The sequence below is a fragment of the Sphingobacteriaceae bacterium genome (assembly GCA_002319075.1).
GTDB lineage: Bacteria > Bacteroidota > Bacteroidia > B-17B0 > Aurantibacillaceae > Aurantibacillus.
In genome coordinates, this window is record NVQB01000001.1 from 4219655 (window position 1) to 4238438 (window position 18784).

The following is an 18784-nucleotide window of genomic DNA, read 5'->3' on the forward strand; positions in this document are numbered from 1 at the left end:
GATGCTCGAGCTTACCTAAGGGATGTTACTTCGAGCGTAGTCGGCTGTTACTTCGAGCGTAGTCGACTGTCACTTCGAGCGTAGTGGAATGTCACTTCGAGCGTAGTCGACTGTCACTTCGAGCGCAGTGGAAGGTCACTTCAAGCGTAGTCGACTGTCACTTCGAGCGTAGTCGAGAAGAGTCGAACAAATCCATCTGCACGCAGTCTTTAGGTGGTTTTGATTTTCCGAAGACGGTTCTGCCGCCGTATTTATAAGCATCTCTGCGCTCTTGTTCAATGACTTTATAAAAATTGGCATTGGGCATAAAGTTTTTTTCTATGGCCTGGGCAGCGAGAGTCAGATTTTTAATTGCTTCTTGTTTGTCTGTTGCTCCAATTTTTGCAGCTTCTACAGCGGTTCTTAAAATAGTAATGGTTTGATCGTATGTCTTTGTGGGAACGGGAAACGGATGTCCATCTTTTCCGCCGTGTGCAAAAGAAAATCTTGCGGGATCAGTAAATCGTGAAGGTGTGCCGTGAATAATTTCGCTCACCAGTGTTAAAGACTGAATGGCCCTCGGACCAACCCCTTCGAGCAGTAACAAAGATTCAAAATCATCTACTTGTTTTTCATGCGCTAAAGCGAGAACAGACCCTAACCTTTTCAAGTCTACATTTTCTTCTCTGAGTTCATGGTGCCGAGGCATAACAATCCTGCGAATTTCTGGCATCATCATTTCTGGTGATTCTTTTACCATGGCGAGCAGACCGGCTTTGGTCTGGCCCGCGTTTTTATCCGTGAGATTCAAAATTTCGCCCTGGTTCAACCCATAAATAAAAGTATGGGGTTCTTCTACAAAAGAATTAAACTCCGTTGAATGCCAGTGGTATCTGCGGGCCATGCCGCTGTTGTTGTTCATGCCTTGTTGAATAACAGCCCATTCTCCTTCTTTAGTCACTATAAAAGTATGCAGGTAAATCTGGAAGCCATCTTGTATTGCATTGTTATCAACCTTTGCAGTAAGGCGACTGTTTTTTACGAGCTCTGTTCCATTCAGCCCGGTTCTTTCGCTGAGCGCAATCAGTTCAGAAGGGGTTTGCCTGGAATATTTTCCTTTTCCTCCACAAATGTAAATACCAAGCTCATTGAATTTATAATTGAGCGCATGTTTCAAAGCGCCCATAACGGAGGTGGTTATGCCGGAAGAATGCCAGTCCATTCCCAGCACACAGCCCAGGGCTTGAAACCACAAGGGATCACTCATACGCGAAAGCACTTCCGATCTTCCGTATTGCTGAACAATAGATTCGATAATGGCCCCACCTAGTTTACTCATGCGTTCCGCGAGCCATAGAGGAACTTTTCCATGATGTAACGGAAGGTCAGCGTAACGTGTAGAATCGAAATGGAGCGTAGGCATAAACAAAGGTAAGTCTGCAAAAGACCTACCCTTGCTATGATCTGTAGTATTAAGGGGAATTAGATTGTCTAATGATCTTAACTTTTGCCTCCGAAATAGAAATTTATTCCAAGCGAAACATTCGAGAGTGAAAAATTAAGTCGTGAATTGAAACCTGAATATGTACTTGAGTTTGGATTATTTTGTCCGCCTTCATTTTTTGTATAGAAATAACCTACATTGCCGAAGAATGCTTCAGCAGCAATTGTTTTTGTGAAAAAGTAAGTAAGGCCGGGTCTTATAACTACATTAAACGAAGAGATTTTTGGTCCTGGTAGCTCCGGATACTTCACTCCGTTAGTTTCATTTGTGTTTTTGGACTTTCCGCTGCCGTAAGTTGCCGCTAATTCGCCAAAGACCGCAAAACGACTAGTACCGATCATTTTATAATATCTTGAAAATGCTCCTGCAGAAAATTCAAGAGTGCTGGATTTATTGCGTTCTGCATAATTATAACTTGGGACCGGAGAAACAACTTCCGTTTCACCCTCAAATTTCGATCCGTTTAAACCTCCCAGTAAGCCAATCATAAAACCATCGGCAACAAAATACCCGTAGCGGAGAGATACATTGTAACTGTTATTTTTAGAGGATTGCGTTCTTTGTGTTTGATTGCTTGTATCCTTATAAGAGCTGTTTGTGTTTTGCGTATTGAAGCTTCCACCGAGCATCATACGTCCTTTATTGATTTGTGCTGAGGCAACAGAACACAGTGTTATTGCCGTTAAACATAAAAAGAGTTTTTTACTCAATGTTTTGGCTCTTAGTTTAGAGCCTTCGTGAATCTTTGATTTCATAGGGTTAAGCGTTAGTTTATTTACAAACGCAATGTCGCCCTAAATATTAGAAGGCTTGTTACCGCTTTACATATATTAACACCTAAATGCTTACAGATGGGTGTAAAACGATACAGAGAAGCCTTAAAAATCGATTTTAATCTACACTTTACCGATTAAAAATTTAGCGAGTGCTTTGTCCTTATGATGGTAACGAATGCTAAGAATGCAAAGAATACTATTTACGGTAAGGGAGAAACCGTTAGAGATAATAATGATCAGGTCGGTTTTATAAAAGCCATAGATCACCCAAAAAACAAGCCCTATAAATAATGATCCCAGCATAAGTGGTGAGGTGCCGCCGCTTTTTTTTTCCTGAATGATTTTAATAAGTTGTGGCAACAGAGCAATTCCGGTAAATACACTGGCTAGAATACCGACTATTTGCGTAGCGTCCATTACCTCCAGTATTTCTCAACGCCGCCCTTAAGTCCCAGTACGGGATCACGATCTGGTAATGCAAGTGTAAGCAGGTTGGTATCGGCTAATGGTCTTTCACCTTTTTTGCCGGTGCAAATATCATAAGTTGCGCCGTCGGCATAAGCTCCTACACAGGCTACAGCATTCTCGTCGCCAAGATTTTTATGGGCCACTCCGGCAGGTATAATAATCACATCGCCTTTTTCGAGCATCACTTTTAAGCCATTTTCTCCGCCTAACATAAGCTCTGTTTTTCCTTTATAAACACCAATTACTTCATGGGCATTGCTATGATAATGGTGATAGGTGAAGATGCCTGCTTTCCAGCTATTGGTCCAGTTATTTTTTTCAAAAAGATGCGTGATGTAAACTGCATCAAAAAATAGCGGAAAATCAAGAACATCTTTGTAAATCAAAACAGGTAAGTGACTGTTTGGAAAAATTCCATTGTCGTCGATTACATGTGAATATTCTACAAATAGTTTTTGAGCTGCTCTTTCCATGAACCCTGATTTTATTTTTCCAGATGAATACTGTCCTTATCTATGTTTCCGGGATGCACTACCGTATCAACCCCTGTCTTAACCTGACTACCTGGAGTTTCCGGAGGCGTATTGGCGTGTCCTTGCTCCTGGTAACCACAGTTTGAAAGTCCTATCAATAGAGCCATCACAGCCGGTAAACCATAAGAATGAAGAAATCGTATCATGTTGTTATTTTTTATTTTTTAATGCTTTACAAGTTTCTTTAGCCTTATCCCTGTTTTGTTCAAGAACAGGATAATAAGAGGCAGCCCATGATTTTATTTCCGCGTCTTTAGCTTTCTTAGATTTTTTCTTTACATAGCAGGCTCCCATTTTATGCGATTTAACGGCGCATTTGGTATACCATTTGTCAAAATCAGCTCCTTCTTTTTTGTTTAGTTTATCATAATAGTTTTGCTGTTTTTCGCTAATGGAAGAAGGCAACTGGATGTTTTTTTGAGAAGCCAATTGCTTTAATTCTCCTAAAGCCTTAGTATGTGAATTACTGAGGGTACTTGCCAGGGATTTTACATCAGGCGAAGTTGATTTGCTTTGGGCAAGGTCTGCCAGTTTTATTTCTAATAAAGTGTGCTCGTACGAGTGAATTACAAAATTGCTGTCTTTTTTGCTGAGGTTTTTTTGACTGAATAAAATTCCCGAGCAGAGGCTAAGGAGAAGTAAAAAGGTCTTTTTCATAAAGTTTTTTATTTTAAACTCAGTAAAAAGTATGCCAATACAACTTAAGCAAAAAGGGGTCTACAAAGCCTGAAAATGCTTACAGACGCTCTTTAACCGCAATTTTTTGAGAACTAAGGGGGAATTTTTTTCTACGTTATGAAAGCTCAGGAGAGGGAAAATTAATTTTTGGAGTTAAGCTTGCGGTAATTTTCCTGGTAAAATAAGCGATAACCCTCAACATTTTTACTTTTGTAAAAGAAGGGGAGATTGCCTGCAAGTATTGGAAAAACATCAATTTGGTCTTTTTTCACTGCGCCTTTAAACACTTCTGTATCCGCTACTAAATTATCGTGGTAGGCAATGGCATCCTTAGCGTTTGCGAAGGTTTTTAAAACTATAAGTTGTTTGTTGGTTCCAAAAAGGTTAGACGTCATGTCGAAGCTTTTATCACTGTAGTAGGTGGAGTTGAAGTTGCCTATGCGTGTTTTTAGAACGTCGGCAATTTTAGGGTCGTCGGGTGCAACAGCGATAATAAAATGCTGGGAGTCAAAATCCACGTTAAACGTATCTTTTTTAGAAACGCCTACTTCCTGGGTCTTAAACATATCAGGATTTTTTTGTTTTTTAATAGCTAAGAGAATGTCTTCTGAAAGTGGTGTAACTTCCGTTTTGGGATACTTTGCTACAAATAATTTTAAATTCATTTCAAGCGTATCAATTCCTTTAAGTTTACCCAGGCTCATGATGCGAATAAATTCGAACTGCGGTAAATATTGACTTTTTCCGAATTTACTGATTCCTTCTTTTGATTGTGTGTAAGATTCCTGGTAGTTACTTAATGTGTAGGTTGTGTAAACACCCGTGTAGAATTCTTCCACCTCACTTTTTTGTGCGTTTATTTCTGCAACACGTTCTGGATTTTTTATAATCGCGGCGAACTCACTGTCCGGAAATTCGGTCAATATTTTGTCTTTATAATAATCGGATTTAGGAATATTTTTGTCAGCAAGATAAGTTCTGTATAAAACATAATAGCTACGAAGTAAGTAGCTGTTATCAGGAAAACGTTTATTTAGTTCTTCAAGGGTGGCGATAGCTTTTTTCGAGTTATTTAAATCCTCTTTGTAAAGTGACCCCATCAGATAATAGGACTTCACGATTCTACCATTACTTTTGCGAAACATGGTATCGTTAGTGAACAGGTTTTTCGCGTAAAATGCTCGTGTTTTTTGAGGAACTACTCCTGTATCTCCCCCGGCTGTGGTTCGCGTTTCATCCTCTCTTGTTTCATCGAGGGTCATTGCTTTATTTGAGCGACGCCAGTTATCTTCTAATTTTCGCGATCCCCACTTTTTCTGAAAGTCTGCTACGCCAAAGGCCACTGTTGTGGGATTATAAAAGTAAAAAGTAGCGCCACTTCCTCCACCAAAGGCAGGTTCTGCCACCGAACTTCCGCCACCCAATGTATTTGTAGAGCCCGCTAAAAGAGCTGCTGCTTTTTCTTTAGCAATACGGTCTTGTTCTTTTGTGTAGTTTTCAATCAACTTATCTATAAAAGCATCCTGTTGCTCTTTCGGTAGTTTAGAAATGCGCTGTATGCTGTCTTCACGCGAAATAGTTTTAATATATCCTACAAGTGTTTCAAGTGTTTTTTTACGAGCGAGAATTGAATTGTAATCAGGGTGATCTTTAGGAAGTGTTGTGATGGTGCTGTCGTAATAGGCTTCAGCAGGGGTGTAGTTGGTAAGATCAAAATTGATCTCGCCTAATTTTAAATAGGAGAGCGCTTTTTGATTGGGGTTGTTTGTGCTTTTCTGTACTGATTTTTTATAATAATATAAAGCCTGTTTAATATTTCTTTCTTTCTCTTCAATTTCTCCCAAGGTAAAATAGATCACATCATAATAATCGCTGTTTTTAAATTCACGCGTCATTTTAAGTAGATCTTTTTTTGTTTTCTCAGAATTATTTCTCTTAACATCCAGTAAACGCGCCATTTTGATCTTGCTATAAAAGATCATTTCATATTCTGGTTTTAGTTTTATTGTCTTTTTGTAATACTGGATCGCTCTTTTAGTATCTTTCATTTGTTCTGAAAGCTGGGCTATGATAAAAGAATAACGGGCACGGTCTTTTTTTGGAATTCCGTTTATAAAACTGGTATTGCGGGTGGCTTCCATTAGCTTGGCAACTGCCTCAGAATTCTGACCACGGCGCATGTAATAATCGGCCCAAACAACTGGAAGTTGATTTTTTATTTTTCTTTTTAATCCTTTTTCGTTTTTTAAGAGGCTGATAATGGGTTCAGAACTACTTACAGCGCCAATTTCATTGTTAGCCTTAATAAGCCAGAGCATTGCCAGGTATTTATCGTCAGACTTTGTATAGGTGCGCATCACATATTCAAAAGTTTCGATGGCACTAAAAAATTCGCGTTTGTAGAAATGCGAAATTCCAATATTGATCCAGTTGTTATCGATCCACTTGCCCGACGAAGGAATCTCATTTCCCTTCTTATCCTTAATGGCATGTTTCTGAATACTAAGAGATGATTTTTTTATAGCCTTATCAAATTCAGGAAAAGTCGACTTCGCTTTTTCCGGAGTTGGATAAACGAAAACAGGAAGAATTTTCTCGTAGTTTTCTTTGTTGCCTTTTTCGGTTTTATAAACGCCTTCATCTATACTTACCGTAGAATAATAAAGTCCGTTAAAACGCGCGGTTAAGTTATGGTATCCGCGATGCACAACCGTGTTCTTTTTAGTAGTACAGGCGGCCAAAAGAGCAGTAAGGCCCAAAAAATATAAGAGTCGTTTAACTAGCACGGTTTTTATTAACGTGAATATACTAAAAATAGTGTGTGGAGCGTGCTAAAAATCAATAAAGCGCAATGTCGAATTGAACAAGATCAACAAATTCCTGAACGCGTTCCTCAACATCTTCTTGCGAAAGACCTATCAAGCGTTCTGTTCCGAATTTTTCGACTGTAAAGCTGGCCATAGCACTTCCGAAAATGATCGCATTTTTCATATTTTCGAAGCTAATGTCTTTGGTCTTAGCAAGGTAGCCAATAAATCCACCTGCAAAACTGTCGCCGGCGCCCGTTGGATCATACACTTCTTCTAAAGGAAGGGCAGGGGCAAAGAACACTTCATCCTGGTTAAATAATAAAGCACCATGCTCTCCTTTTTTAATTACCAGAGTTTTTGGACCCATTTTTAATATTTTTTGAGCTGCTTTTACAAGTGAGTATTCCCCTGAAAGCTGACGAGCTTCGGCATCGTTAATAGTAAGAACATCTATTACTGCAATCACTTTCATCAACTCTTCCATGGCGATATCCATCCAGAAGTTCATGGTATCCAATACGATAAGTTTCGGACGTTCTTTCATTTGGTTGATTACACTTAACTGTACAGCAGGTGCAAGATTACCAAGCATTAAAAACTCAGCATTTTTGGCAGCTTCAGGCACCACGGGCTTAAAATCGGCAAGTACGTTTAATTCTGTTACTAAAGTATCGCGTGAGTTGAGGTCGTTATGGTATTTTCCACTCCAGAAAAAAGATTTTTCTCCTTTTTTTACTTCAAGTCCATCCAGATTAACCCCTTCTTTTTTTAATGTTGATAAAAAAGATTCCGGAAAATCATCACCGATAACTGAAACCAGGTGAATGTTTTTATTAAAGTATGACGCTGCTAAAGCGATGTAAGAGGCTGCTCCGCCTACAATTTTATCTGTTTTTCCGAATGGTGTTTCAATAGCATCAAAGGCTACGGTACCTACAACTAATAGACTCATTTATTTTTTTTTATTTTTTTTGTAAAGATATTGTTTATTTCATAAAAGCTATGTAAATTTGCAACCCTAATCAGGGAAATTACTTTTGAAAAAAAGAAATTTTTAAGGTTAGTAACAGATAAATTCCTTCTTAGCTCTCCCGATAGCTATCGGGAGGTTGGAGCACAAAACGGGAATAGTTCTTTTTGAGATTGTTAGTACAAAAAAATTACAAATTTAGTTTGTAATTATAACCAGAATATTTTCCTTCTTAGCTCAGCTGGTTAGAGCACATGACTGTTAATCATGGGGTCCCTGGTTCGAGCCCAGGAGAGGGAGCTTGAGTGGGATGGAGACCAAAATAGGTCTCCATTTTTTTTTGCACCTCGCCGGAGGCATTGATTTATTGGCTATCCGGAGCGCTGCTTTATTTATATATGTGGTTCGAGGTCGTTTATTTTCGAACCATAATTTTTGAGGGAAAATCACACCAACTATTCTTCGTTTTGTATCAAGATTTCCTTGTTTGTATAGTTCATCTATTTGCAGCATTAGTTGCGTGGCAGATTTTACTGGATCAGGCGCAAAAGTTGTGGGGAAGAAAAAATAATCTGAATTTTACGGGGACTAAAACTAACTATGGACCCATCCTACAATGACTTTTTAAAAATAGTATTACCTGAGGGGATTTGCGATTATTTTGAACTCACAGGTTATAAAAAAGACTCAGAAAGCGAGCGCATTGATTTGTATTTACAAGAGATAAGCACTATTCCTGCTGAGTACGCGACTGTCCGATTAACTTCAAAAGGTTTTTTTGATCAGGTAACTATACAAGATTTTCCGATTCGGGGGCACAATGTTTTTCTGCATGTCAAGCGTCGTCGCTGGCTTAATGAGGAGACCGGAAGTGTAGTTTTTCGTAATTGGGATATCATTACAAAAGGGACGCGAATCACAAACGATTTTGCGGCTTTTTTAAAAGAAATTAGTTGATACGCATGCGCATAGCATTAAAACTATAGGCTCATTTTACGGCATTAATGGCAAAAAGCTTCAGCGTTACTATCGTAAGAAATTAAGTGATTATAACGATTGGAAATACAAGAATAAAGCCGAACAAGGAATTATATTTCCTGAAAACATTGGTCCTTATTTATCCATTGATGAGACCTGTTTATCACACTCAGAGCTTTACACAATCCTCTCCAACAAAGCGGCAAAAGGGAAGAAGGGTACCATAGTTGCGATTTTAAAGGGGACTCACTCGGAGAGCATAATCTCATTGCTACAAAGTATCCCCTTACATCTTAGAAAGAGAGTTCGTGAAGTCACACTGGATCTTGCGGGTAGCATGGGGTTAATCGTAAAAAAATGTTTTCCTCATGCAAGTATGGTTATTGATCGCTTCCATGTTCAACAGTTAGCTACCGAAGCACTCCAGGAAATAAGAATAAGACATCGTTGGGAAGCTATAGAGGCTGAAAATAATGGCATTGACGAATCCCGGAAAAACAAAAGAGCTTATGTCCCTGAAATTTTAAGTAATGGTGAGACTCTCAAACAACTACTCGCAAGAAGCCGCTATTTACTCTACAAAGCCGAACACAACTGGACTTTAGAACAATCCCAAAGAGCTAACATACTTTTTGATCGTTATCCTGATATTAAAAAAGCGTATGGTCTGGCTCAAAAATTATCCTGGATCTACAGCAATACAAAAGAGAAAATATATGCGTTTACAAGATTAGCCAAATGGCATGAAGAGGTTGCCCAATCTGGGTTCAAGACCTTCAATACCCTATCCAGAACCATTGAAAACAATTACAAAAGAATACTAAACTACTTTAATAACAGAAGTACTAATGCCTCAGCCGAATCATTTAATGCGAAAATCAAAGCTTTTAGAGCGCAATACCGAGGAGTTACAGATGTAAATTTCTTCCTATTTAGACTCTCTAAACTATTTGCCTAAATTTTACTCCACAGATTTTGCGCCTGATCCATTTTACTTTATTCAAGATATCTTTTCCGGATGTGTCAAATTCTATTTGCTTTGAGTATAGTGCCGATATTCTCGCGCTGTAATCCTTTTTGAGAAGCATGTATGTTTCAAGAGGTATTGTTTTCAAAATATGATATCCCTCTTCGAGTTTTGTAACATTTGCACTCAGCTCTTCGAGTTTATTATCGATTGTTTCTTTTTCCCGTTTTTGACTCTTAGCAGTTTCGTTCATTCTGTCAGTGAATTTTGCGACAAACAAGTCTCCAACTTCCGGACTGATCCTTAACTCCTGTAAAACCGACTGGATTTCGTGATCCACCATACCAACACCGTATATATCCTGGCGGCACTTATAACACTCGTAATAAGAGTATTTACCTCCACTAGAGATTGGCTTGACACGAATGCAGGTTCACCGGATAGAAGCCGGTTATAATATCACGCTTAAAACACTTCTGAAATTATCACTCGCACTGGAAATTACACCCGAAACTCTTTTAAAAGTAAAAAAGAAATTTAAGAAGGAGGATTTGGAAAGGCTTATTAACCCGGGTAGACTTTCTAAAGGAAAGTAAATTAAATTTCTGGGTCAGTTCCGATCGGCAATTTGATCTGAATTTATGACTTTTGATGATCGGGTATATTCACTTGAGTATTATAATAATATCGAATGTTTATAAAAATCACAATTTTTGATATACCTGAAATCTTATTCAACAGTACCGGAAAACATCTAGTTCGAATTACTCCAAAAAAAATCTCCGGATATGGCTATGCAACATCCGGAGATTCTAAATATTGTAGTATATCTACTTCTGCATCAAATAATCAAATCTTAATTCGCTACTTGCTTCTCCTCTTCCATTCTGTTTTCTTCTACCCAGCCATAATGCAACCTGACCATGATGCCAGCGCGCACGTTGCCAGGTCATTGTTAATATTGCACCGGAACGCGGCACCTCTTCCTCCCAGATATAACTTCTCTGCCATGATGTATCTGTTGAGCCAGCCTTAAGTATCGTTGTCCGTGGTCTTACGCGACCACTCGGAGCATTATTTAGAATTTGTCGCGCCATTGCTCCGCGTTGTAATTGAATATCCGGAACCCCAGTAGTTGACCCTCTGTTTACCGGTATAAACGGAATCCAGTTTTCAGGAACCCTTGTCATCAAATTATATTTTATTTCCGCAGTATTTGGATTACCAAATGTGGACGGAGTAGATCCAGCATTAGCTTCCAAGAATGCTGTCAATCGCTGAGCAGCTTCTTTACCAGGTTGTCCGCCTGAAACGCCATTAGGAATAATTGTTTCAATTCCCCAAACCATATTGGCCATCTCGTCGCGCATTAAATTCACGCTTTCCAATTCAGCACTCTCTTCCATATTTTGAACAACGGGTGGAATAAATAGTCTGGGATCAACAACATCAGAACCTTGAGTTTTGAGCGTGAACATGTTCCAGTCGTTATTACTGGCAGAGGTAATGTAAGTGACTTGTCCAAATACATCGGTCACAAGCACTTTACGAAGATTGCAAATTGACCCGGTAGGCACAGTATAAGGTAAAAGAGTCCAATCATTGCTGTATAAAGTTGCGAATTCACTAACTAAAAGTTGAGCAGTATCGGTAGTAGATGCACTCATATTTCCAATGTCAATACGGCGATCTTCCATTTCCCAGAAGCGAGGGGCAGGCATACCTCCAAAACTTATTTTTGATGGAATTACAGTGAATGGCTGCTGTTCGATAAGCTCCCGCGCCGGATTATCGGATATCAATGAAGTAAACTGTGAATACTGGTCCTGGATATTGAAAGAGTACCAGTCCAAGTGGCCTTGATAATATTCTTCAGCACTAAGCACGCTATAAGCCGTGTCACTTTTGGGTGCAGAACATGTGAATTGGTATTCAAGATGATCATGAAGCCAGTAGTCTTCAGATGCTCCTGCTGGTTGAGAATAAACACTATTATACCAAGCTAGAAATGCTAATCCAGTAGCATCTAGTTTTGAAGTCATCGAAGGGTTTGTTGGAGAAAAAGTAATAAGTGTTGATAGAGCAACTGCTGCTTTTAGCTGAGTTATGATTTTAAAACCATCTATAGCTCTTCCGTTACGAATTGCTAAGGTGGCTTGATGTAATTCTGGACTACTCAAGAACTCTGGAGTCGTCGGCATTGGTGAACCAAATTTAAAAATAACTGTATTACGAACATTATCCAAAGCTGTATCAAGGGCTGGATCTGCTAAAGCATTTGGAGTTGTGCCCAAACTCTGTTGAAGCATTTTAATAAACTGTCTTCCTAATTCAATGCGGTGCAATAAATCAGGAACCACTGGTTCACGCTCTACAAGACATTCTAAAGGCACGTTAGTATCTATAGTCACATCTGCGCCTTGTTTTTTTGCTATACGATTTATGCGCGAAGTCTGCATATCAAGTCTGGCAAATGCTGCCGTGCCAGTATCTTCAGCATTAAATTCTCCAATTTGCCATTGGCGCGTTATCATCCACAGGGCGTCGCGTACTTCCGCGCGTAATGATCGCGCAAAACTGTTTGTTCTAGGGCGAGGCTCTAGTCTATTCCATGTTTGTACAGGCATATCTTTTTATTTTAGTATTGTTATTGAGTTGAACCATTTCTATCAACAGGATAATCATATCCTAGCGACGTATCAATGCCATTTTTGCCGAAGTCGAGTGAAGGCGATACATCAGAGCCACCACCACTTATTTGAGCCATGATAGCAGGCAGTACTTGGCTCAAAGGACTATCTTGAATCATGTCTGGCTCTACAGCACGAATTTGCGCCATTTGTATTGTTTCATTAAGCGTATCCATGAGATCATTCCAGGCCCAACTGCTTTTAATTTCAGGAGTAACGGCAAGAATAATACTTTGAGGTGCTTCAGAAGAGGGCTGATCATAATTAATCGCAATACCAGAGGTAACTTGATCAATAGGAATTTGTTCTGCCCACTCGTCAATCACCATCCCACAGGTTGGTATAGCTGAGGATGTTCCGTCAGATTCAATAATCATTGAAATAGCGTCGGGTGGAATTTCATAGCCAGTTGGTAATTTCATACCAATCCATCTGTCTGTTCCTGTGGTTGTATCTTTAACCGGAAATTGAAATACGTTCTGTTTTGTAAACGCAAAGGAGCTTGTAGATGCAGGACTATAACGCACACTTTCAGCAATAACCATTTGCTTATGATATTCACCCATGCGTGAGCGAACTCTCGCCACACCAGCCATCCATGCTTCAATAGGAAATGGACCCGCATCATCTAATAAGGTAGTATAATTTGAGGCAGCTTGAACTTCCGTTGCATTGTGCAATGTAAAAGTTGTAAATACTTTAAACGAACGCCCAAAAATAAGTTTTGCAATTTCTGCCAATTCGGTAACACAAACTTTATGTTTTGCAGCTGTGTTAGCTTGCCCCACCAAAATAGTTACAGCTGACAATCTGGTATCGGCCTCATCATATCGTTTTTTTAAGTCTTTGTATGCGGTGTCAGCTTGTTCTACTAATCTATCTCTTGTCTCCACAGTCGTCGACGAAAATGCTTCCGGATATGCTGTGGTAACTCCAAATTCTGAAGCCGTAACTAAAACTGTACGTAAATTATTTAGTTTAGTCGCGCCGCCCGCAGGAATTGCTGGTGCATAGACCATTGCGGCCACAAGGTCGCGTTTTGTTGTAGGGGTAGTAGTTGGTTGTCCACTAACGTAGACTGCCTCAAGATCACCAATCAAGCCACTCATAGTAACCTTTGCAGTTGTAATCCGGTTTTTCAATGCTACGCTGTCTAGCGCTCCTGCTGGCGACGCCATGGCGCTGAGAACAGATGGAAGTAAAAAATCATCAGGACTTAGTTGCCGCCCATTTCCTATAATTCTGCTAAGGCTCTTAAGCATAGGCGTTAACTGGAAAATACTGCATTGATCAGCCGTAAATCCGGTCTCGTCCATGAAAAAAATCTTTACTTCTACATCGTCAGTCAACGTATTTGCAGATCGAACGTAAGCTTTAATTCTGCGCGAAAGTTCGCTGGAGTCAGCTGATTGATTCTCTCCCGACGATTCAAAAATGTAAAGTAAATCTATTGGTTGCAAATTAAGATTTGCAACAGTTAGATTAAACATAGTTGCATTTGTTCCGTGCTTGTAATTAATGCGAATGTTCGCAGGCGTTGGGAGTTGAGATGCTAACCAGATATTTAAAGCAGGTTCGGCAGTCGCACGTGTACTGCTTGCAGTCCAATTAGTATTGGCAATAGCTGGTGTAAACTGCACTGCACAGCGATGAGTAAACGTATCTGCCTGACGAGGAGTTTTTATTATTTCTGGTTCGGGTATATTCTTGGCATATCCAAGCGCTTGTAGCACACTACCTGCCCGTTCATGATTACCTTTAGTAATTTGAAATATGGCCTCTGATAATAACAAATCTCCAATTGCATCTAGATCGTCTTTTATCTTTACAATCTCTTTTACAATATTTGCTCCATCAGTGGTGTAGGCACTTGTAGTGGTATTGTAAATTAAGGCGGGGTTGGATAAACCACTATACCAAAATGGCGTGGTAGTTCTAGCATAGTATTCAAGTAATTTTAAGCCATCAACGACATTTCTACTTTGTCCATCTTTATTCTGCCCCACGGGAGTTTGTGTAAGAGTTCCTGCAACGAGTGAGTAAAGACTTCGAAGATCTTCGATATAGCCGTCCAATGACGTGACGGAAGATTGCCTCTCATGCAAACCTCTTTCAAATCGATAACCTAACAATGCGGCAAGGTTCTGACCGTTACGAATACCATCAATGTAAAACATGGCTGTGCGCACACGATCTGAAGAAAGGGTAACTGCCATAGTTTTTGCATTCGTCACTGTGCTGTTGTGAGCTGCATATCCTGCCCGCATTACAGCTGCTGCCACCGCATGGTTTAAAGATGGAGCGAGAATAAATCCTTTATTGTCTGTGTTATATTGCTGTCCAGAAACGATTTTTCCACTATCTGGATCTTCTATCAAAAGTGTATTAGGATCATCGCCGAGGTAGACAAATGAAGCTGGTTGTGTTCCTGTCGCCTGCGCTGTAACATAAGCCCCTCCAGAATTAACTGGGTAACCATTTATTTCGGTTAGGTCAAGAATCTTACGCTGACCTTTTTTTGCGACTGCACCGGTCCAGGAATCTGCTGCACTAATATTTACAACGTGAACTCCCTTAAAAGAACCTGGTTTTGGCCTTTCTAAAATTCCATAGGCTCCGAGATAAATTCCATTTGGTGTTGCTGTCCTTTGTTCCTGAAGACGTTTGTTTACCAAACCATTAAACCACGAATCTAATCTGTAAGCACAAGTATCCAGGCTTTCAGCGAAAATACGTTCAAGGCGGGCCGTTGGTAAATTTTTTAGTTTAATGAGGGCGTTATTAGTATCCCGTAAATCGGTATAACATGGGTTTGTTGAATTTATCTGCGACCTAATATAGTCGCCTACTGATACATCACGAGAAATGGTGTCGTATTTTGCGCTAACATAAGCCCACTGATTTTCATTAACCGTGTACTCACTAAGTCGCTGATCGTATCTGCTGGTTGTGGAACTTGCAACCGAACTGGCTGATTGATCACGAAGGTAAATTTCGTATTCGGCCTCGTTCAATCCCGATTGCTGATAGTGCGTATTAGTTGTGAGATTACGCATGGTATCCTCTATCACCAATTCATTTTCAAACTGCACTTCCGATCTTACAAAGCCAAGTAGCATGTCTTTTTGTTCAGCTGTAGCATTTGATGGTCCATTCTCAGCAGTCATCTTAGCGGCTTCATGGTTATGCCAGGCATCCTGGGTTATTGTCCCAGTCGTGGTCAAAAGGCAATGCGCTGTTTTAAGATACTCAAGCAACCATGCGTGTCTCAGTAATAAATATAACAAAGCTCTTGGAGCTTTAAAATCAGACGGTACTGGATTTTGAACGTTTGTGAAGTTTTCGCTCCGTATATTACCGATTGGACTACCTACTAACCATTCAATGTAGTTAGACGTGCTATTAGTCAGCTTTTCTAATTCCCTTATTTCTGACAAAGGCAGCGTATCTATCACTGGCCCGTTTAGTAACCATTGTGATCTTGCAAAACCCATAGTGAAAATACGGGGGATGTTAAAGTAAGAAAAGCTCTGTAGAGAAGCACTCTTATATAAAGCATCAAGTTGAAGAGATGCATTTACGTCAGATAAGGGACTTAATGGTTGAGTTATACCTGCAGCGGTCATAAATTTGGTCATGTTCGATGACAAAACCGCTCCAATACTTGTGCGTTGGTGAAATTGTAAGGAGCTTGGATGAAGCCCTAAAATATTAATTAGTAAATCACCGGGGTTGGCAGATCCTTGTTGTATGTGTTTAACCTTAACAAAAAAATTTGCTATCCAATACTTACGAAGTCTTTCCAAGATGCCTTTATGCAATTTGGCTTCGTAAATTGTTTTATCGCTGTACTTCCATTTAGAATAAACAGTAGATGTCAAAATACCATAAGGTTGATTTCGAACTCTGAACGCTGGAATAAGTCCTCTTCCTAAAACATAGTTGGTAAAAAAACTCCGCGTGTCATCAATATGGCTTTGAACTATAGATGGTGTTAGCATATTTTTTGCGTAATATCCCATTGTTGCCGGCCACAATGCACGATTCATAGCCATTCCTTCTTCAACATCTTTCGTTTTGCTGTTACGTATATGTTGAAAAACAGACGTATTTACACCGAGCGCTTCTGCAATTCTTTGACCATCGGCTTTATCATAATGTGTGCTTGTCGTAGTAAATTGATTTGCGCCTAATTCTATCTCAAAACTTTCCTCATATCCTGGTTCTAAACTAGCAAACCCAGATTTGCTTTCTTCTGTATTATTAGTAGGCGTACCCTGCGGCACCAGCGCTAAGCCGGCAGAGTAGTGATGATTGTCTAGAAGTGTTTCAAGTTCCTGTTTAGATGCCGTTGCATTTAAATCTAACTTCGTACCAAGTACTAATAAACGGTCGAAACCATCATTTTTTTCATTATTTTGAAGTGTAATACGGATTCCCATCCCGATTTTTTCAGCTTCTTCAAAATCAGTAAGCCAACGTAGATCCGCGGGCATATTAATCTCGCTGCCATTTTGATCAAGATAATTCGTGTACGGATCCATCGGATCAAACCCCACTGGCAATGGCGAAGGAACTGGCTGACCTACCACCTCTCGGTAAGTGTTATTGCTGTATACACGAACTACAAATCGCTCAGGCATAACCCGAGTTTCCGGCTTTTGTGACCACGACGCTGTTTGCAAAGCTATAGTTGGAAGCGTGGGAAAAGGATTTAATATCGTTAATGACGGGTCGGTTAAACTTGGATCATCCGCAGGCTTGCCTGTTGTGCCTGGATTAGTCTGTGAAACGATCCACGCTGCTCGCTTCGATCCGTAAGAACTGCACAAAACCCTCCACGCACCTAGTTCAAATTTTTTAACGCCGCAAGCTTTCCATACTTCGTTCCAATAAATTTGCGCGTCATCTTTTTCAGTCTGCGTGAGTTTACTTTCGTGTGTATGTATAGAAATTGCATCAGGATAGATCCTTACCCAAAGCTCATGTAAGTCTGCAATGGCCTCTGAAACAGTTGCAGTGGGTACTGTGCTGCCTGTCACCGGTGGAGAGCTGTAAGTTACCGTCCTGCTATCTGTCACAGTCTTTATCGCTTGTACATCCGCATCAGTTCTTATAACGCTTGTGTAAGAGGAATAAGATATATTGTCGCGAACATGTTTAATGGTCATAAAACGCGTCTCCAAACGCACTGGTAAAAGGGCGAAAGGTATATTGTCGTTTAACAACTGCACTTTTAATCTTGGATCAGCACTATAAAAATCGAAGAGATTCCAGAATACACTTGTAGCACTGGCTAACTTGCTTCCTGTAGACTCAGCGTAAATCGCCATTATATGAAACTTATCTACCGTTACTCGGAAATCTTTGTAATAAGCTATTTCGGCTGCTGTGCCAGTTCTAAATTCGAGTTGCTTACTATAAGCTTCGAGCTCGTTGTAAGCAATTGTTAGTAGACGGGCATTTTCATTTATAATCTTCGCTTCAGCTCTTCTTTCCGTTGCTGTTGCTTTTGCAGTGGGAAGGTCTGGATTACTTGCTTCACTTGTAAAACCTACTGCCGCTGATTTTAACTGTCTAAGCAGAGCATCTTGTGAGGTACTTTTAGATGGAGCAGCGGCTATTAAATTATTAATTGACGTTTTAACTGTGTTTAATAAAGTGTCAGTGGTAACATTTATTATGCCTTTCACCAAGCCATCTCCAAGGGTTTTCAGATTCGTTCTGGCGGTCTGCATTGCGCTGATAACTGGCGTCATGTCATCTGAGATAGTTTTTGCCTGAACTAACAAAGTATTAACTTGTGCTGCAGTTTTAGGAGCGATAGAAGCTATGAGTTCCTGTAATTTAGTCTTCACGGCGAGTAGACGCGCTGTATAGGTGCTGGCATTACTTTCCGAAAAGTTTACCACAGTGAAATCACGCTCTAATTGAGCATCAAATTGTGTTACAAAATTTCGCCTCTGTGAACCAGGTGTGCCAATATTAAAATGTTGACGAATCTCTGTAATTTCATTATAGATTTGATGGGTTTCTGCGGCATCATTATACAGATTTACAGCATCATTATAGAGAGTGTTTACAGTATTTAATGCACTATTCATGCTAGCAGACGTGTCCACAACCAAAGTATTAGCGGCGTCAGCTAGACTTGAAAGTATACTTGTAATAGGTTCCGAGTCATCATTCATCTGTTCGTCAGATGTAGATAACATATTGGTTATCTGATTAAGTGTTGGATTATTAGTATAGGGAATACTGTTATTTTGAAATCCATTAGCTAATTGAATAAACTGGGGGTGCACTTCGTTTTGAAGACGATCTTTGTGAGCCGCAAGTCTGTTTACAAGATCAGGGGCATTCCCTAAGAGTGTGTTTAAAGTTGTAATAGTCATAAGTAAAGCTTATAAATTCAAAATTATTTGGGTTAT

The 18784-nt window shown here is 39.8% G+C and carries 14 protein-coding genes and 1 tRNA gene; 4 read left to right on the top strand and 11 right to left on the bottom strand.

What is annotated here, in order from left to right; genetic code table 11:
• Nucleotides 1–157: 157 nt before the first annotated feature.
• The 8 genes from CNR22_18240 to CNR22_18275 form a co-directional block, all read right to left on the bottom strand.
• Entirely contained in the window at nt 158–1402 is a 1245-nt protein-coding gene (locus CNR22_18240) for a hypothetical protein (GenBank protein ID PBQ33633.1), read from the bottom strand.
• Nucleotides 1403–1479: 77 nt separating this feature from the next.
• Complete coding sequence (locus CNR22_18245) at nt 1480–2238, bottom strand: hypothetical protein (protein PBQ33634.1); 759 nt, start codon at nt 2236–2238, stop codon at nt 1480–1482.
• A 141-nt stretch (nt 2239–2379) separates the two neighbouring features.
• Nucleotides 2380–2676, bottom strand: a complete 297-nt coding sequence (locus CNR22_18250) for a hypothetical protein (GenBank protein PBQ33635.1) — start codon at nt 2674–2676, stop codon at nt 2380–2382.
• Nucleotides 2676–3200: a cupin gene (locus CNR22_18255; GenBank protein ID PBQ33636.1), complete on the bottom strand. Its 525-nt coding sequence runs from the start codon at nt 3198–3200 to the stop codon at nt 2676–2678. Before CNR22_18255 ends, CNR22_18250 begins: the two co-directional genes overlap by 1 nt.
• 11 nt (nt 3201–3211) lie before the next feature.
• The gene (locus CNR22_18260; protein ID PBQ33637.1) at nt 3212–3406 is read right to left on the bottom strand and encodes a hypothetical protein; all 195 of its coding nucleotides are present in this window, start codon (nt 3404–3406) and stop codon (nt 3212–3214) included.
• Nucleotides 3407–3410: 4 nt separating this feature from the next.
• Nucleotides 3411–3917, bottom strand: coding sequence for a DUF305 domain-containing protein (locus tag CNR22_18265; GenBank protein ID PBQ33638.1), 507 nt, complete (start codon nt 3915–3917; stop codon nt 3411–3413).
• 161 nt (nt 3918–4078) lie between these two features.
• A complete protein-coding gene (locus tag CNR22_18270; GenBank protein ID PBQ33639.1) occupies nt 4079–6697 on the bottom strand; it encodes a hypothetical protein in 2619 nt (872 codons plus the stop codon).
• A 79-nt stretch (nt 6698–6776) separates the two neighbouring features.
• On the bottom strand, nt 6777–7700 hold the full coding sequence (locus tag CNR22_18275; protein PBQ33640.1) for a sugar kinase: 924 nt from the start codon (nt 7698–7700) through the stop codon (nt 6777–6779).
• Nucleotides 7701–7944: 244 nt separating this feature from the next.
• Between CNR22_18275 and CNR22_18280 the strand changes: the two genes are divergently transcribed.
• From CNR22_18280 to CNR22_18295, 4 genes are all read left to right on the top strand, one after another.
• A tRNA-Asn gene (locus CNR22_18280) sits at nt 7945–8018 on the top strand.
• Nucleotides 8019–8116: 98 nt separating this feature from the next.
• Entirely contained in the window at nt 8117–8338 is a 222-nt protein-coding gene (locus CNR22_18285; protein PBQ33641.1) for a hypothetical protein, read from the top strand.
• Nucleotides 8319–8675 (top strand): transposase, encoded by a 357-nt coding sequence (locus CNR22_18290; protein ID PBQ33642.1) that lies wholly within the window; start codon nt 8319–8321, stop codon nt 8673–8675. The genes CNR22_18285 and CNR22_18290 overlap by 20 nt, the downstream gene beginning before the upstream one ends.
• Nucleotides 8676–8700: 25 nt before the next feature.
• Nucleotides 8701–9654 carry a DDE transposase gene (locus tag CNR22_18295; GenBank protein ID PBQ33643.1) on the top strand — a complete coding sequence of 318 codons (954 nt, stop codon included), beginning with the start codon at nt 8701–8703 and terminating at the stop codon, nt 9652–9654.
• On the opposite strand, the gene CNR22_18300 is transcribed toward CNR22_18295, so the two are convergent.
• The 3 genes from CNR22_18300 to CNR22_18310 all read right to left on the bottom strand — a co-directional run bounded on the left by CNR22_18300 (nt 9638) and on the right by CNR22_18310 (nt 18748).
• The gene (locus CNR22_18300; GenBank protein PBQ33644.1) at nt 9638–10006 is read right to left on the bottom strand and encodes a hypothetical protein; all 369 of its coding nucleotides are present in this window, start codon (nt 10004–10006) and stop codon (nt 9638–9640) included. The two genes, CNR22_18295 and CNR22_18300, sit on opposite strands and share 17 nt — an antisense overlap.
• A gap of 487 nt (nt 10007–10493) precedes the next feature.
• The gene (locus CNR22_18305; protein PBQ33645.1) at nt 10494–12197 is read right to left on the bottom strand and encodes a hypothetical protein; all 1704 of its coding nucleotides are present in this window, start codon (nt 12195–12197) and stop codon (nt 10494–10496) included.
• A gap of 113 nt (nt 12198–12310) precedes the next feature.
• Nucleotides 12311–18748 carry a hypothetical protein gene (locus CNR22_18310; GenBank protein ID PBQ33646.1) on the bottom strand — a complete coding sequence of 2146 codons (6438 nt, stop codon included), beginning with the start codon at nt 18746–18748 and terminating at the stop codon, nt 12311–12313.
• Between the last annotated feature and the right edge of the window lie 36 nt (nt 18749–18784).

Bases quoted from the DNA above. Each gene is read 5' to 3' on its own strand.
- CNR22_18240 (PBQ33633.1), bottom strand. From the start codon at position 1,402: ATGCCTACGCTCCATTTCGATTCTACACGTTACGCTGACCTTCCGTTA.
- CNR22_18245 (PBQ33634.1), bottom strand. From the start codon at position 2,238: ATGAAATCAAAGATTCACGAAGGCTCTAAACTAAGAGCCAAAACATTG.
- CNR22_18250 (PBQ33635.1), bottom strand. From the start codon at position 2,676: ATGGACGCTACGCAAATAGTCGGTATTCTAGCCAGTGTATTTACCGGA.
- CNR22_18255 (PBQ33636.1), bottom strand. From the start codon at position 3,200: ATGGAAAGAGCAGCTCAAAAACTATTTGTAGAATATTCACATGTAATC.
- CNR22_18260 (PBQ33637.1), bottom strand. From the start codon at position 3,406: ATGATACGATTTCTTCATTCTTATGGTTTACCGGCTGTGATGGCTCTA.
- CNR22_18265 (PBQ33638.1), bottom strand. From the start codon at position 3,917: ATGAAAAAGACCTTTTTACTTCTCCTTAGCCTCTGCTCGGGAATTTTA.
- CNR22_18275 (PBQ33640.1), bottom strand. From the start codon at position 7,700: ATGAGTCTATTAGTTGTAGGTACCGTAGCCTTTGATGCTATTGAAACA.
- CNR22_18285 (PBQ33641.1), top strand. From the start codon at position 8,117: ATGTGGTTCGAGGTCGTTTATTTTCGAACCATAATTTTTGAGGGAAAA.
- CNR22_18290 (PBQ33642.1), top strand. From the start codon at position 8,319: ATGGACCCATCCTACAATGACTTTTTAAAAATAGTATTACCTGAGGGG.
- CNR22_18300 (PBQ33644.1), bottom strand. From the start codon at position 10,006: ATGGTGGATCACGAAATCCAGTCGGTTTTACAGGAGTTAAGGATCAGT.
- CNR22_18305 (PBQ33645.1), bottom strand. From the start codon at position 12,197: ATGATAACGCGCCAATGGCAAATTGGAGAATTTAATGCTGAAGATACT.
- CNR22_18310 (PBQ33646.1), bottom strand. From the start codon at position 18,748: ATGACTATTACAACTTTAAACACACTCTTAGGGAATGCCCCTGATCTT.